This is a genomic window from Cellulomonas sp. SG140, from assembly GCF_025770785.1.
Lineage (GTDB): Bacteria > Actinomycetota > Actinomycetes > Actinomycetales > Cellulomonadaceae > Cellulomonas.
In genome coordinates this window covers 379876-393641 of sequence record NZ_JANZLA010000003.1, presented here as the reverse complement: position 1 = coordinate 393641, position 13766 = coordinate 379876, and the positions used below count along the sequence as shown (strand labels likewise).

15 protein-coding genes are annotated in these 13766 nt (G+C 76.1%); 2 read left to right on the top strand and 13 right to left on the bottom strand.

The genetic code is table 11. The features are described 5' to 3' along the window. Positions 1-22: 22 nt before the first annotated feature. Both N0B34_RS08290 and N0B34_RS08285 read right to left on the bottom strand, forming a co-directional pair. On the bottom strand, positions 23-895 hold the full coding sequence (locus N0B34_RS08290) for a hypothetical protein (protein ID WP_263730878.1): 873 nt from the start codon (positions 893-895) through the stop codon (positions 23-25). A 22-nt stretch (positions 896-917) separates the two neighbouring features. Further along, positions 918-1586: a hypothetical protein gene (locus N0B34_RS08285; protein WP_263730972.1), complete on the bottom strand. Its 669-nt coding sequence runs from the start codon at positions 1584-1586 to the stop codon at positions 918-920. Between the two features lie 190 nt (positions 1587-1776). Between N0B34_RS08285 and N0B34_RS08280 the strand changes: the two genes are divergently transcribed. Further along, positions 1777-2604, top strand: coding sequence for an SDR family oxidoreductase (locus tag N0B34_RS08280; protein ID WP_263730877.1), 828 nt, complete (start codon positions 1777-1779; stop codon positions 2602-2604). A 46-nt stretch (positions 2605-2650) separates the two neighbouring features. Here N0B34_RS08280 and N0B34_RS08275 read toward each other — a convergent pair whose 3' ends face one another. Next, entirely contained in the window at positions 2651-3004 is a 354-nt protein-coding gene (locus tag N0B34_RS08275; RefSeq protein WP_263730876.1) for a UBP-type zinc finger domain-containing protein, read from the bottom strand. After that, entirely contained in the window at positions 3001-3324 is a 324-nt protein-coding gene (locus N0B34_RS08270; protein WP_318529972.1) for a hypothetical protein, read from the bottom strand. Before N0B34_RS08270 ends, N0B34_RS08275 begins: the two co-directional genes overlap by 4 nt. Before the next feature lie 69 nt (positions 3325-3393). Here N0B34_RS08270 and N0B34_RS08265 point away from each other — a divergent pair, with 69 nt between their 5' ends. Further along, entirely contained in the window at positions 3394-3603 is a 210-nt protein-coding gene (locus N0B34_RS08265) for a hypothetical protein (RefSeq protein ID WP_263730875.1), read from the top strand. A gap of 26 nt (positions 3604-3629) precedes the next feature. Here N0B34_RS08265 and N0B34_RS08260 read toward each other — a convergent pair whose 3' ends face one another. The 9 genes from N0B34_RS08260 to nirB all read right to left on the bottom strand — a co-directional run bounded on the left by N0B34_RS08260 (position 3630) and on the right by nirB (position 13535). Continuing rightward, positions 3630-4895, bottom strand: coding sequence for an App1 family protein (locus N0B34_RS08260; protein WP_263730874.1), 1266 nt, complete (start codon positions 4893-4895; stop codon positions 3630-3632). Further along, positions 4892-5473, bottom strand: coding sequence for a Dps family protein (locus tag N0B34_RS08255; protein ID WP_263730873.1), 582 nt, complete (start codon positions 5471-5473; stop codon positions 4892-4894). The genes N0B34_RS08260 and N0B34_RS08255 overlap by 4 nt, the downstream gene beginning before the upstream one ends. Before the next feature lie 91 nt (positions 5474-5564). Next, positions 5565-6437 (bottom strand): non-homologous end-joining DNA ligase, encoded by an 873-nt coding sequence (ligD, locus tag N0B34_RS08250; protein WP_263730872.1) that lies wholly within the window; start codon positions 6435-6437, stop codon positions 5565-5567. Next, positions 6434-7372 carry a non-homologous end-joining DNA ligase gene (ligD, locus tag N0B34_RS08245; protein WP_318529971.1) on the bottom strand — a complete coding sequence of 313 codons (939 nt, stop codon included), beginning with the start codon at positions 7370-7372 and terminating at the stop codon, positions 6434-6436. Before ligD (N0B34_RS08245) ends, ligD (N0B34_RS08250) begins: the two co-directional genes overlap by 4 nt. A 59-nt stretch (positions 7373-7431) precedes the next feature. Then, complete coding sequence (locus N0B34_RS08240; protein ID WP_263730871.1) at positions 7432-8160, bottom strand: sirohydrochlorin chelatase; 729 nt, start codon at positions 8158-8160, stop codon at positions 7432-7434. Further along, complete coding sequence (locus N0B34_RS08235) at positions 8157-9284, bottom strand: uroporphyrinogen-III synthase (RefSeq protein WP_263730870.1); 1128 nt, start codon at positions 9282-9284, stop codon at positions 8157-8159. The genes N0B34_RS08240 and N0B34_RS08235 overlap by 4 nt, the downstream gene beginning before the upstream one ends. Next, positions 9281-10540: a uroporphyrinogen-III C-methyltransferase gene (cobA, locus tag N0B34_RS08230; RefSeq protein ID WP_263730869.1), complete on the bottom strand. Its 1260-nt coding sequence runs from the start codon at positions 10538-10540 to the stop codon at positions 9281-9283. The genes N0B34_RS08235 and cobA overlap by 4 nt, the downstream gene beginning before the upstream one ends. Continuing rightward, a complete protein-coding gene (gene nirD, locus N0B34_RS08225) occupies positions 10537-10953 on the bottom strand; it encodes a nitrite reductase small subunit NirD (protein ID WP_263730868.1) in 417 nt (138 codons plus the stop codon). Before nirD ends, cobA begins: the two co-directional genes overlap by 4 nt. Further along, positions 10950-13535 carry a nitrite reductase large subunit NirB gene (gene nirB / locus N0B34_RS08220; protein ID WP_263730867.1) on the bottom strand — a complete coding sequence of 862 codons (2586 nt, stop codon included), beginning with the start codon at positions 13533-13535 and terminating at the stop codon, positions 10950-10952. The genes nirD and nirB overlap by 4 nt, the downstream gene beginning before the upstream one ends. Positions 13536-13766: the final 231 nt, after the last annotated feature.

The following is a 13766-nucleotide window of genomic DNA, read 5'->3' as shown; positions in this document are numbered from 1 at the left end:
CACACCGGCCCGGAGGTGCGGCCTACCGCGGGTCGTGGACCAGGGGGTGCGCGGCGCCCGACGGGACGGCCTCCGGCACGCGCGCGCGGGCCACCAGGATCGAGCCGACGAGCACGAGCAGGAACGCGGCCACGGCCGTGGGCGCATGCCCTCGAAGGGCGTGGTCCCCGGCCAGCAGCACGCCGAGCACGGCCGACACGCACGTCTCGGTGGTGACGCTCACGGCCGTCACGGCGACCACTCCCGCCCGACCGAGCGCGAGCACCTGCAGCGCCAGGCCGCACACCCCGGCCGTCATCGCCGCCCACACCAGCGGGTGCGTGAGCACCGCCGGTCCGGTGACCGGTCCGGCGAGCCGGGCACCGACCGCCAGCAGGGCGAACCCGCAGCCGGCCAGCGCGGCGAGCACCAGACCGGCGCCGCGCGACGGCCGCACCACGCTCACGAGCCACCCGGTGGCGACCAGCGCCACCGCGACGCCGACGGCGGCCAGGCCGACGGTCGAGCCGGCCGCGGCGGCCGGCTGCGCCCCGACCGACGTCGCGAGCAGCACCAGCCCCGTGGACACCAGGCCGATGCCGCACCACTCCGGCGCTCGCAGCCGCGCGCCGAGCACGGGGATCGCGAGCAGGGCGGCCACCACCAGGTTCGCGGCGCGGACGGACTGCACGACGAAGAGCGGCAGACGCTGCAGCGCGACGACGGCGAGCAGGAAGCCCCCCGCCGTCAGCAGCAGCGCGACCAGGTACGTCGGCGCCCGGAGCAGGCGACCGACGAGCCCCAGGTCCAGGTGCGCACCCGCGGGCAGCCGCCGGGCGGCGACTGCCTGCAGCACCTGGCCGGCGCCGGACAGGACGGCAGCGCCCGCAGCACCCGCGAGAGCCAGCACCATCATCGCGACCGCACGGTGCGCCAGCTCAGCGCTGCACGTCCACGACCAGCCGCGCCGGTGCGGTCAGGGCGAACACGCGGAACGGGGCGCCGGCCCGGGCGACGCCGACGAACGCCTGGGTCTGCCCCTCGAACACCCCGCGCAGCTGGACCTCCTGCACCACGGGCAGGCCGGGGTGCAGCGGGCTGCCGGTCCACTCCTTCTGGCCGGTGTCGGTCGGGTAGCCGGTGCCGCTGATGATCACCTGCAGCACGCCGGCTCCCTGCACCTGCACCGGCTGCCCGCTCGGGTCGTCGACCGCCTTGTCCACGTACCCGACGCGCCATCCCGGTGCCCCGGTGCCGCCGAGCTCGAACACGACCCGGTCGTAGCCGTCGTGCGTCGCCGTCCGGACGTCGGTCACGGTCAGGGCCGCATCCTTCGACGGGTCGGCCGTGACGGTGTCCACCGAGGTCGGGAACGGCGCCCCGGTCTCGGTCTCCGTCGCGGACGGCTCCGGCGACGAGCCGCCGGTCGCGGTGGGCGACGGGGACGTGGCGGCAGTCGCCGCGGCCGTCGTCGTCGTGCCGCCGCTCGTCGAGCCGGGCGTGGGCCCGGCGCACGCCGCGACGGCGAGGACGCCGAGCGCGGTCAGCGTGAGCAGACCGGTGCGCAGGGTGCCGGTACGCGCCGCAGCGCCTGAGCCGAGCCGCATGGTGACCACCCTCGGATGCTAGGCGCTGACGGGCGCGTCCGACCGTCTGCGATCGCGACGCGCCGCCATCGGGTGACGTGCCCGCGCACGGCCGCGCGCGGTCCTCCGGGTGGTGGCCGCGGTCCGGTCCGGCCACGATGTCGCCGGGAGCGCAGGCGACGAGGCCGCGCCCGGTCGGAAGGGGACGTCCATGGCCGCAGGGTTCCCGCTCGCGGGACGGCGCGTGCTGGTCACCGGCGGAGCCAGCGGCATCGGTCGACGGCTGGTGCTGGGCGCCGCGCGACGGGGTGCCGACGTGGCGGTCTGGGACCTGGACGGCGAGGCGGCCGAGCGTGCGGCGGCCGACGTGCGCGGGCACGGCACCGTGGCGCACGCCTGGCAGGTCGACGTGACGGACCGTGCCGCCGTGCATGCCGCGGCGGCCGAGGTCACGGCGGCGATGGGCGGTGTCGACGTGCTGGTCAACGACGCCGGTGTGGTCTCCGGCAGGCCGTTCCTCGAGCTGACCGAGGCCCAGGTGCGCCGGACGTTCGAGGTGAACACCCTCGCGCCGTACTGGGTGACCGGCGCGTTCCTGCCGGGGATGCTCGAGCGTGACATGGGCCGGCTGGTCACCGTGGCGAGCGCCGCGGGCCTGGTCGGGGTGCCGCGGCAGGCGGACTACGCGGCGAGCAAGCACGCCGCGGTCGGCTTCGACGAGTCGCTCCGGTTCGAGCTCCGCCGGGCCGGGTCGGCGGTCACCACCCTGGTCGTGTGCCCGTTCTACGTCGACACGGGGATGTTCGCCGGGGCGCGCACCCGCGTGCCCTGGCTGCTGCCGATCCTGCGCGAGGCGGACGTCGCCGGGCGGATCCTCGACGCCGTGGAGTCCGGCCGGGGACGCCTCGCCCTGCCGGCCGTGGTGGCGGTGGTCCCGGCGCTGCGCCTGTTGCCGACGAGGGCGTTCGACGCCCTGATGGACCTGCTCGGCGTCACGGGCTCGATGGACGAGTTCACGGGGCGGCGCGCTCGCCGCTGACCACCGTCGGACCGCGGCGCACCGGTGGTCAGTCGGCCGCTCCCGCTCAGTGCAGCAGCTGGTGCCAGTTCTCCGGCACGCGGCCGGCCGGTCCGGGGGAGTCCTGCTCGACTGGCCGGTGCGTCGGCGGGGCGAGCTCGGGACCCTCGGCGTAGCTCTCGGCGGCGTAGTCCCACCACCAGCTCTCGCCGGGCTCGAACGAGCGCATGTACCGGTGCCCCGTCGCCCGCCAGTGCGCGGTGGCGTGCTGGCCGGGGGAGCTGTCGCAGCAGCCGACGTGGCCACAGGCGGCGCACCGACGCAGCTTGAGCCACCAGCCGCCCGTCGCGTCGCACTCCGCGCAGCCGGTGCCGCTCGGCGGCACGGCGGGGTCGACCAGGGGCGCGGGCTGCTCGGTCACGGGTGCTCCTCGGTGCTCAGCGGCCAGCGCACCAGCCGGGGGATGCCGGCCGGCGCGGCCGCGGCGAGCGCGATGAACCGCGCCTCCGCGCGGTGCAGGCGGATGTGCTCGTCGAGCGACCAGGTCGGGCCGTTGGTCAGCGTCATGCCGCACGCGCACGCGATGGTGACCGTGCCGTCGGAGGCTGTCCGCACCAGGCCGACCGTCGTGTGCTCGGTCGCGGCCTGCACCTTCGCCCGGCGCATCACCGCGCTGACCGCCTCGGTGGGCGGCTCCGGGTCCGCCGTGCCCGCACCGCGCCCGACATCCGTCGTCGTCACCGAAGAACAGTAACGGCGAGCGTGCGGCGCAGGGGTGCGCACCGTGCCGCGGACCGGTACAACGGGGACATGAGCGGCCGCGACCACGACCTGACCTCCGACCCGTCGGCGGAGCGCATCGCGGACCGGGTACCCGACGAGGCGCAGCTGGCGGCAGCCGACGCGTTGACCGGTGGGGAACCCGGGCGGGCGCCCCGTTCGCTGCAGTCGGCCGAGCTGGAGCCCGACGACGAGGACCTCGCCGCCGGCGAGGAGTGGGACGACCCCGAGCTGCTGTAGGTCGGGACGCCGAGGCGGCTGCGCGGTCAGCGTCGGTCCTCCTGGTCGCCGGTCATCGGTCCCGGGCGCCGTTGCGGCAGCACCCCGACCGCCTCGAGCCTGCGCGCGAGCGCGTCGCCGTCCCCGCCACGGACCACCGGCACACCCTCGTGCGCTGCGTCCTGCTGGGCGCGACGGCCGCCGGGCGGCGCGGTCGGTTCGCCGCTGGCCAGCAGGTGCTCGGCGGGGGTGAGCTCGCGCAGCGCGATCGCGCGCACGTGCGCCGGCAGCCGGCCGGCCGCGCCCGCGTACACCTGCGGGTCGCGCTGGCCGTCGTCGCCGACCAGCACCCAGCGCACCTCGGGGAACTCGCGGAACAGCCGGCGCAGCTGGGCGACCTTGTGCGCCGGTCCGGAGCGGAACCAGCCGGTGTTGGTCGGTCCCCAGTCGGTGAGCAGCATGGTGCCCGGCGGGTAGCGGTGCCGGTGCAGGAAGCGGCCGATCGCCGGCGCGGCGTTCCAGGCGCCGGTGGACAGGTACACGACGGGCGCGCCGGGCTCCGTCGCGACCAGCCGCCGGTAGAGCTCCGCCATGCCCGGCACGGCCTCACGGGCGTTCTCGTCGCGCACCAGGACGTTCCAGGCGGCGACCAGCGGACGGGGCAGGTGCGTCACCATCACGGTGTCGTCGACGTCGCTGACCAGCCCGAGCCGCGCCGAGGGGTCGACCACCTGGACCGGAGCGACCGCCGTGACGCCGTCCTGCGTGCGCAGCGTCACCTCGTGCCACCCGGCCGGGAGGTCGCACGCCACCACCTGGTCCACGTAGCCGCCACGGTCGGTCTGCAGCCGGTGGACCTGGTCGCCGACCACCACCTCGATCGCCGCACCGGCCACCGGCACCGTGAGGTACGACCGCCAACCGCGCACCGCGGGCTGGCGCGTCACAGGGACCGCGCCGGCACCCGCGCCGGCCTGCACGGCCCCGGTGCCCGGCAGGTCGCGGTCCGGCACCACGGGTGCCGCCAGGAGGGTGCGGGCCATGATCCGCAGCCACCCCGGCGCGCCGTACCCGGGGTACGGCTCGATCCGGACCGTCCAGCCGCGGTACCGCAGCAGCCGCGCCAGCCGACGGTCGAGCGCGTCCTCGAGCCTCGCGGCGACGTGCGGCCGGTGCGCGCCGGCCAGCGGGTGCTGACTGCCCGTCCGACCGTCGGGACGAGCCGTCCGCAGGCCGTCGTCCGTGCCGGCGCGCCGGGCTGCACCGTCCCGCTCGGGGGCCGGTGCCCCGCGGGCGGGACGGTGGGTGCTCACCGCGACGCGGCCTTCTTCGCGCCCTGCTCGGCGGCGCCGGCCGAGTCCTGCTCGGTGCTGGTGCCCTCGGTGCTCAGCTCGCCGCCGGCGGACTCGAGGTGCGCCCGCACGAACCACTGGAACAGCTCGAGGTCGTGCAGGTGGCCCACCAGCAGGTCGTTGGTGACGGTGTCGAGCTCCTCGGTGTCGGCAGCGGCCTTGCGGTGGCCGCTGATCACACCCTCGTACACGCGGTCCAGCGCGCCGAGGTGCTCGATCGCGCCGGCGCGCCCCAGGGAGTAGTCGTCCCAGCTGCGGCTGGCGACCAGCGCTCCGGGCGTGCCGACGGGGGAGACGCCCAGCGTGGCGATCCGCTCGGCGACCTCGTCCGCCTGGGCACGAACCGCGTCGACCTGCGGGTCGAGCATCAGGTGCACGGCGATGAAGTGCGGGCCGACCACGTTCCAGTGGATGTGCTTGAGGGTCAGGTGCAGGTCGGTGAGCGAGTTCAGCCGGTCCTGGAGGATGGCCGCCACGGTGGCGCCGTCCTCCGGCGTGAGCGTCGGCACCGTGTAGTGCGGGAGCTGCTTGCGTGCCATGTCGGGCCTCCTCGAGCGTGGTGTGACGGACTGCCCGTCCGTCCGTCTCGACACTGCCGCAGGGCGCGGGACGTCGCCATCGGAGGAGCGGTCAGGCGAACGGGTCGCCGTCCTCCCGCAGGCGGCGGACCACCTCCTCCATGCGCAGCTGCCTCAGGCCGGGCCCGATCTCGTCCCACCAGCGCGGCGCCGCGACGGTCGGCGCGTCGCGGCCGCGCAGGGAGTACGGCGTGATCGTCGTCTTCGCCGGGTGGTTCTGCGACCAGTCGATCAGCACCTTGCCGGGCCGCAGCGACCGGCGCATCACGGCGACCACGAGGTTCGGGTGCTCGGCCGCCACGGCCGTCGCGAGGTCACGGGCGTACGCCCGCACCTGCGTGGCGGGCCGTCGACCGGGCAGCGGCGCGTACAGCTGCATGCCCTTGCTGCCGGAGGTCACCGGGACGGTGCTGGTGAGCCCATCGGCGGCGAGCCGCTCGGCGACCAGGTGCGCCACCGTCGCGCACTCGTCGAGCCCCGCGGGTGGTCCGGGGTCGAGGTCGACGACGAGCCGGTCCGGCGGCCGCACGGCTCCACGGGCTCCGACGCGCCACTGCGGGGTGTGCAGCTCCAGGGCGGCGCCGTTGGCCGCCCAGACCAGTGCCGGCAGCCCGTCGAGGAAGGGCAGGTCCAGCCGGGTGCCCTCGTCGACCTCACCGGGTGACGCCGGCAGCACGCGGTGCCGCAGCCAGTCGGGGGCGCCCCGCGGCACGTTCTTCTCGACGAACCGGTCGGCGCCCGTGCCCTCCGGCCACCGCATCCGGGTGACGGGGCGGTCGCGCAGCTGTGCCAGCAGGGCGGGTGCGACCTGCACCAGGTAGTCGATCACGGCGGCCTTGGTGGTCCCGGTGCCGGGGTAGAGCACCTTGTCGAGGTGGGTGACCCGGACGTGCGTGCCGTCCACGTCCAGGACCTGGCCGTTCACTCCTGCTCCCAGGGGTCCGGGCCGGTGTCGGTGCGCACCCCGCGGACCACCGGCTGGCGCAGCCGGCCGCCCGGTGTGCGGGACAGGTACAGGGTGTCGACCACCACGAGGGGTTCGCACCAGTGGGTGCCGCGCGCGTCGGTCGCCGGCACGGGGTCGTCGAACGGCGAGGTCGCGCGCGCGTGCTCGGCCAGCGCACCCCGCACCGCGGTCGCCAGCGGACCGGCGAGGCCGCTGCCGGCACGGCCGAGGTACCGCAGCGCGCCACCGTCGTCGCGCGCCCCGAGCAGCACCGCGCCGAGCCTGCCGGTGCCGGCCGACTCCTCGCGCCACCCGCCAACCAGCGCTGTCCGGTTGCGCCGGTGCGGCAGCTTCACCCAGTCCCGGGAGCGCCGGCCCGGCTGGTACGTGGACGTCCGGAGCTTGGCGACGACTCCCTCGAGGCCGTGGTCACGGGTCACCTGCCACAGCGTGTCGCCGTCGGGGTAGACGGGCGAGGGCTGCACCTGGTCGACGAGCGGCAGCAGGTCCAGCACGGCGCGGCGCTCGTCGTACGTCCGGCCGGTGACGTCGCGGCCCTGCCACGTCAGCACGTCGAACACCACGAACGTCACGGGCTGCGACCGGGCCAGCGCCGCAGCGCGGGCGGCGTCCCGCACGTGCATGCGCGCCGCGAGCGCGGCGAAGGACGGCACCCCGGCCGCCATGGCGACGATCTCGCCGTCGACCACCGCGTCGGGCAGTGCGCCGAGGCCGCCGAGCTCCGGGTACGCCGCGGTGACGTCGTTGCCGTTGCGGCTCCACAGGCGCAGCCGGCCCCCGGTGGTGTCCGCGAGCGCCCGGACGCCGTCCCACTTGATCTCGTACGCCCACTGCGGGCCGCGCGGGAGCTCGGCGAGGCTGGGCGCCGGGCTGGCGAGCATGGGCTGCAGCACGGGTCCATCCTGCCCGCCGCCCGTGCGACGTACCTGGTGAGGGCCGGTGCGGGCTGCCGTCAGGCGTCCGGCAGCAGGGCGCTCGCCTCCGCGTACCGGTCGAGCACGATCTCGACCAGACGCGGGTCCGGGGCGAGCGGGGCCGTCACGACGTCGGCACCCGCGGCCGAGACCCGGTCGTGGAAGAACCCCGGAGCGAGCAGGTAGGAGGCCGCCACCACGCGGGCCGCGCCCGCTCGGCGCGCCTGCTCGACGGCGTCGGCGATCCGGGGCAGCGAGGCCGAGCCGTACCCGACCGTCACGGGGCCGTCCTGCCAGGCGCGGCGCAGGGCCTCGACCGACTGCTCGACCATGGCGGCCGCCAGCGGGTCGGAGGATCCGGCTGCGGCCAGCACGACCGCGTCCCCGGCACCGGCCCCCGCCTGCCGCAGGCGGTCGAGGAGGATCTGCACCAGGCGGTCGTCGGGGCCCAGGGTGCGGGAGGCAGCCGCACGCCGGCCCTGCACCGCCGCGGCGATGTCCACGCGGGCGTGGAACCCGGTCGACATCAGCAGCGGCACCACCACGGCCGCGCCACCGCCGGTCGTCGCCGCGGCGATGACGTCGGCCACCTCGGGCTGCTGCACGTCGACGAACGCCTCGCGGACGTCGAGCCCGGGTCGGGCTGCCCGCACGCCGTCGAGGATCGACCGGATCGCCGCCCGTCCCGCGACGCTGTCGGTGCCGTGGGAGCAGCCGACCAGGACCGGGGCGGGCGGCACGGCGCCGTCCGGGACGACGCCCGTCACCGGTCCTCCTGGCCGTCGACCACGGCGAGACGGTAGCCGCGCTTGACCACCGTGCGCACCAGCTCGCGGCTGCCGGTGGCCTGGCGCAGCCGGGCGATCGCCACCTCGGCGGCGTGCACGTCGGTGGACTCGCCGGGCAGCTGCTGGAGCACCTGCGCCGGGGTGACCACGTCGCCACGGGCGTCGGCCAGCAGCCGCAGCAGCTCGATGCCGGTGGGGGACAGGGCCAGCACGCGGCCGTCCAGCACCGCCGCGCGCCGCCGCATCTGCAGGCGCCCGGCCGCCGTCTCGAGCGTCTGGACGCCGCCGTAGTGGTCCACGATCGTGCGGACCAGCGCGCCGAGCCGCCCGCGGGAGGGGACCAGCGGTTCGACTCCGCGGTCGAGCAGAGGCCGCGCGGTGATCGGGCCCACCGCGGCGGCGACCAGCGCACGCGCGTCGAACTGCGCCAGCAGCGCGTCGTCCACCCCGGCGGCGTCGGCGGCGGCGAGCCAGGCCGCGCAGCCGGGTGCCGAGGTGAACACCACCGTGTCGAGCTCACCGGCCGCCGCCGCACGGACCGAGGCCTCGAGAGCGGCCGGGTCGGGCGGCGGACCCCAGCGGTAGACGACCAGGCTCTGCACGTGGGCACCGGCGGCGGTGAACGCCTCGTCCAGACCGTCGGCACCGGATCCGTGGTGCTGCACCGCGATGCGCAGCCCCGCGACGCCCTCGTCGAGCAGCACCTCGGCGATCTCCGCCGAGGTCTCCGACTCGGCCACCCAGTCCGCCTGAAGCCCCGCGGCCTGGATCGCGCCGCGTGCCTTGGGCCCGCGCGCGACGATGCGCGCGCGCCGCAGCGTCGCCAGCAGGGGCTCGGCCAGCCCGATCGCGTCCGCCGCCTCGACCCAGGCGCGGAAGCCGATGCCGGTGGTCACCACGGCGATGTCCGGCGGCGCCGCGAGCAGCTCGCGCGTCGCGGCGACGAGCAGCGCGTCGCTGTCGTTGGGCACCATGCTCAGCGCCGGGGCGTAGCGGACGGTCGCACCGCGGCGCTGGAGGGCGCCGCCCAGCTCGCCGGCCCGCCGGTCGGCCGTGACCAGCATCGTGCACCCGGCCAGGGTCGGGTCGAGGTGGTCGGTCACGCGCCCAGTGTCTCGTCGGAGCCGGGCTCGCGGCGAACGCCGGCGTCGCGCCCACCTGCGGCGTCGAGCAGACCGGGTGCGGCGACGGCGCCGACGACGATGACGGCCGGCGCTCGCACGCCCACGGCCCGCGCTCGCCCGGCGATCGCGTCGAGCCGGTCCCGGGTCACGCGCTGCCGCGCCGTGGTGCCCTCCTCGACGATCGCGACCGGCGTGCCGGGGTCGACACCGGCGGCCAGGGCCGTCCCGACCAGCTCGGCCAGCACCGACACGCCCATCAGCACCACCAGGGTGGCCGAGCGCTCGCGCAGCACGGTCAGCGCCGCCCCGTCGAGACCCGCGTGGCCGTTCACCACGTGGAAGGCCGCCGTCGTCCCGCGGTGGGTCACGGGGATGCCCGCCGCGGCCGGTGTCGCGAGGGCGCTGCTCACGCCGGGCACCACCTCGACCGGTACGCCGGCCTGACGGCACGCGAGCACCTCCTCGCCACCGCGGCCGAAGACGAACGGGTCGCCGCCCTTGAGCCGCACCACCGTCCGCCCGCGCTGCGCCTGCTCGACGAGGATCCGGTTGATCTCGTGCTGCGGCACGGCGTGGTGCCCTGGGGTCTTGCCGACGTCGATCACCTCCACGTCGGGCGGCAGCTCGTCGAGCACCGGCGTCGGTCCGAGCCGGTCCGCCACCACCACGTCCGCCTCGGCGAGCGCCTCCCGGCCGCGCAGGGTCAGCAGGTCGACGGCACCCGGTCCACCGCCGACGAGCACCACGCGGCCCGTGCCCGTGGGCCGGCGGCGCCGCCGCAGGTCCGCCGCGCCCGTGCGCAGGTGGTGCGCCAGGGCGTCCCGTACCGCGGCCGTCCGGCCCGGGTCCGGGGACCCGGTCGAGACGACGCCGACCAGCACCTCACCGCTGGCGGCGAGGGCCGGGGTGCGCGCCGAGCCGCGAGCCGTGTCGCCGGCGTTCACGCACCAGATGCGGCGCGCAGCCGCCCACTCGGCGACCTCGGCATCGGCCGCAGGGCTCCCGGTCGCCGTGTGCACCAGCCACATCCCGTCGAGGTCCGGCTCGCGGACCTCCCGCGCCTCCCACTGGACGTCGTCCAGGAGCGCGACGACGTCCTCGCACACCGCAGGTGCCACCACGGTGATGCGCGCGCCCTCGTCCCGCAGGTGTGCGAGGCGGCGTGCAGCCACCGGGCCGCCGCCGACCACCAGCACGGGACGGTCGGTCAGGTCGATGCCGAGCAGGGTGGTCACGGTGCCTCCGTCGTCTCGAGGGCGGCGGGTGCGGCGAGAGGCGCGACGAGGACCTCGACCGGCGCGCCGCCGCTGCCCACCAGCACCACGTCGCCCTCCACCCGCACCGACCAGGTGCGCAGGTGCTGCGGCTCCTTGCCCACCGGGTCGAGGCACGCGCCGGTGCGCAGGTCGAACACCTGCTTGTACATGGGCGAGGCGACGGTGAGGGCCCCGGCCCGTGAGCCGACGATGCCGCGGGACATCACGTGCGCGCCGCTGTACGGGTCCAGCTGCTGCACCGCGAGCACCTCCCGGTCGCCGACCCGGAACAGGGCGACCTGCTCTCCGTCGACGAGGGCGGCGGCACCGCGCTCGGGCACCAGGTCGGACAGCTGGCACACCACCGTCCAGCCGGGCTGCGGGCGGCTCATGACCGCACCGCCAGCGTGGTGCCGGCGATCAGCACGGCGGGATCGGCACGTTCGTCGGGCGTGGCCGGGCGCGGCTGACCCCGCTCGGCCACGTAGGCGAGGGACGGGTCCGCGGTGGTCGGCGCGTTGACGAAGGACGCGAAGCGGCGCAGCTTCTCCGGATCGTCGAGCGTCGCCTTCCACTCGTCCTCGTAGACCTCGACGTGCCGCGCCATCGCCTCGTCCAGGTCGGCCGCGATGCCCAGGCTGTCCTCGAGCACCACCGACCGCACACCGTCCAGCCCGCCGTCGACCTCGTCGATCCACGGCGCCGTCCGCTGCAGCCGGTCGGCGGTGCGGATGTAGTACATGAGGAACCGGTCCACGGTGCGCACCAGGGTGTCGGTGTCCAGGTCCTCCGCCAGCAGCCGGGCGTGCCGGGGGGTGAACCCGCCGTTGCCGCCCACGTAGAGGTTCCAGCCGCGGTCGGTGGCCACCACGCCGACGTCCTTGGCGCGGGCCTCGGCGCACTCGCGGGCGCAGCCGGAGACGCCCAGCTTGAGCTTGTGCGGCGAGCGCAGCCCGCGGTACCGCAGCTCGAGCAGCACCGCGAGGGACACCGCGTCCTGCACGCCGTAGCGGCACCACGCGGACCCGACGCACGACTTCACGGTGCGGACGGACTTGCCGTACGCGTGCCCGGACTCGAAGCCCGCGTCGACCAGCCGCCGCCAGATCTGCGGCAGCTGCTCGAGCCGGGCGCCGAACAGGTCGATCCGCTGCCCGCCGGTGATCTTGGTGTACAGCCCGTAGTCCTTGGCCACCTGGCCGATCACCAGCAGCCCCTCCGGGGTGACCTCGCCACCCGGGATCCGCGGCACCACCGAGTACGAGCCGTCCTTCTGCAGGTTGGCCATCACGTGGTCGTTGGTGTCCTGCAGGGCGGCGCGCTCGTCGTCGAGCACGTGACCGTCGTCCAGCGACGCGAGGATCGACGCGACCACCGGCTTGCAGATGTCGCAGCCGCGGCCGGCGACGGCGGTGCCGTGCCGCTGCATGATCTCGCTGAAGGTGCGCAGGCCGGTGATGCGCACCGCGTCGAACAGCTGCGCCCGGGACAGCGCCACGTGCTCGCAGAGGCCGTTGCTCACGGCGACACCGGCCTTGGTCAGCTGCTCGCCGACCAGCCGCTTGACCAGCGGCACGCACGACCCGCAGCTGGTGCCGGCGCGCGTGCAGGCCTTGACCCCCGCCACGTCCGTGCAGCCGTGCTCGGTGACCGCCGCGCGGACCGTGCCGGCGGACACGTTGTTGCACGAGCAGACGGTGGCGTCGTCGGGCAGGTCGCCGCCGGCGGGCGCGGAGCCGCCGGCGGGCAGCAGGTACGCCGAGGCGTCGGCGCCGAGCGGACGGCCCACCATCGGGCGCAGGCTCGCGTAGGCGGAGGCGTCGCCCACCAGCACGCCTCCGAGGAGGGTGCGCGCGTCGTCGGACACGACGAGCTTCTTGTAGACGCCGGTGGCGGGGTCGGAGTGCACCACCTCCAGCGCCCCGGGGGTCCGGGCGAAGGCGTCGCCGAAGCTCGCGACGTCCACACCCGACAGCTTGAGCTTGGTCGCCGTGTCGGCACCGGGGAACACTGCCGACCCGCCGAGCAGGCGGTCGACCACCACCTCGGCCATCGCGTAGCCGGGGGCGACCAGGCCGATGCAGGCGCCGTCGATGCACGCGACCTCGCCGACCGCCGAGACGCGCGGGTCCTGCGTGCGGCACGCCTCGTCGACCACCACGCCCCCGCGGGTGCCGACCGGAAGACCCGCGGCGCGTCCCAGCTCGTCCCGGGGCGTCACCCCGGTAGCCAGCACGACGACGTCCACGCCGAGCCGACCGCCGTCGGCGAACTCCAGCCGGCCGGCGTTGCCCCGCTCGTCGGGCCGGATGCGCGAGGTCGCCGTGTCCACCCGCACCTGCACGCCGAGCGCCTCGATCAGCCGGCGCAGCACCTGCCCGCCGCCCAGGTCGATCTGCGCCGACATCAGGTGCGTGCCGAACTGCACGACCGTGGTGCGCGCCCCCAGCGCCTGCAGCGCTCCGGCAGCCTCGAGGCCCAGCAGGCCACCGCCGATGACAGCGCCCCGCACAGGGCGCCCGCGGCGGTCGGCCTCCTGCTCGACCCAGCCGCGCAGGGCGGCCACGTCGTCGAGCGTGCGGTACACGAACACGCCGGGCAGGTCCGCACCGGCGATCGCGGGCACGGCGGCCCGCGACCCGGTCGCCAGCACCAGGTGGTCGTAGCCGAACGTGCGGCCGTCGGCGGTCCGCACCGTGCGGGCGTCCCGGTCGACGTCCGTCACGGTGGTGCCACGCAGCAGGGTCACCAGCGGGTCGGCCCACAGCTGCGACGCGCCGAGGGCGAGGCTCTCCGGGTCGCGCCCGGAGAAGTACGACGTCAGCGCCACCCGGTCGTACGGTGCTCGCGGCTCCTCGGCGAGCACGGTGACCTGCCAGGTGCCGTCCTCGTCGCGGGCACGCACCGCCTCGACCAGGCGCTGGGCGACCATGCCGCCGCCGACCACGACGAGCTGGCTGGGGTTGCGGGACATGTGCACCTCGGTCCGTCTCCGGGCGGCCCCGGCAGGCCGCTGTGGGCTGCGACCGTACGAACGGCATGTTTCGCGGGGCGTCCCGGGCTCGTTTCACGCGTGGAACCTTTCGCGCACACCGCGGCCGCCGCGTCTGTGAGGCGCAGCAGGAACCGACCGGACGGGTCGACGGGGACCGTCGCCGACCGCCACCAGACCCGGGCGGGCCGGCGCCGAGTTCTCACGGCGGCG

Bases quoted from the DNA above. Each gene is read 5' to 3' on its own strand.
- N0B34_RS08290 (WP_263730878.1), bottom strand. From the start codon at position 895: ATGATGGTGCTGGCTCTCGCGGGTGCTGCGGGCGCTGCCGTCCTGTCC.
- N0B34_RS08285 (WP_263730972.1), bottom strand. From the start codon at position 1,586: ATGCGGCTCGGCTCAGGCGCTGCGGCGCGTACCGGCACCCTGCGCACC.
- N0B34_RS08280 (WP_263730877.1), top strand. From the start codon at position 1,777: ATGGCCGCAGGGTTCCCGCTCGCGGGACGGCGCGTGCTGGTCACCGGC.
- N0B34_RS08265 (WP_263730875.1), top strand. From the start codon at position 3,394: ATGAGCGGCCGCGACCACGACCTGACCTCCGACCCGTCGGCGGAGCGC.
- N0B34_RS08255 (WP_263730873.1), bottom strand. From the start codon at position 5,473: ATGGCACGCAAGCAGCTCCCGCACTACACGGTGCCGACGCTCACGCCG.
- nirD (WP_263730868.1), bottom strand. From the start codon at position 10,953: ATGAGCCGCCCGCAGCCCGGCTGGACGGTGGTGTGCCAGCTGTCCGAC.
- nirB (WP_263730867.1), bottom strand. From the start codon at position 13,535: ATGTCCCGCAACCCCAGCCAGCTCGTCGTGGTCGGCGGCGGCATGGTC.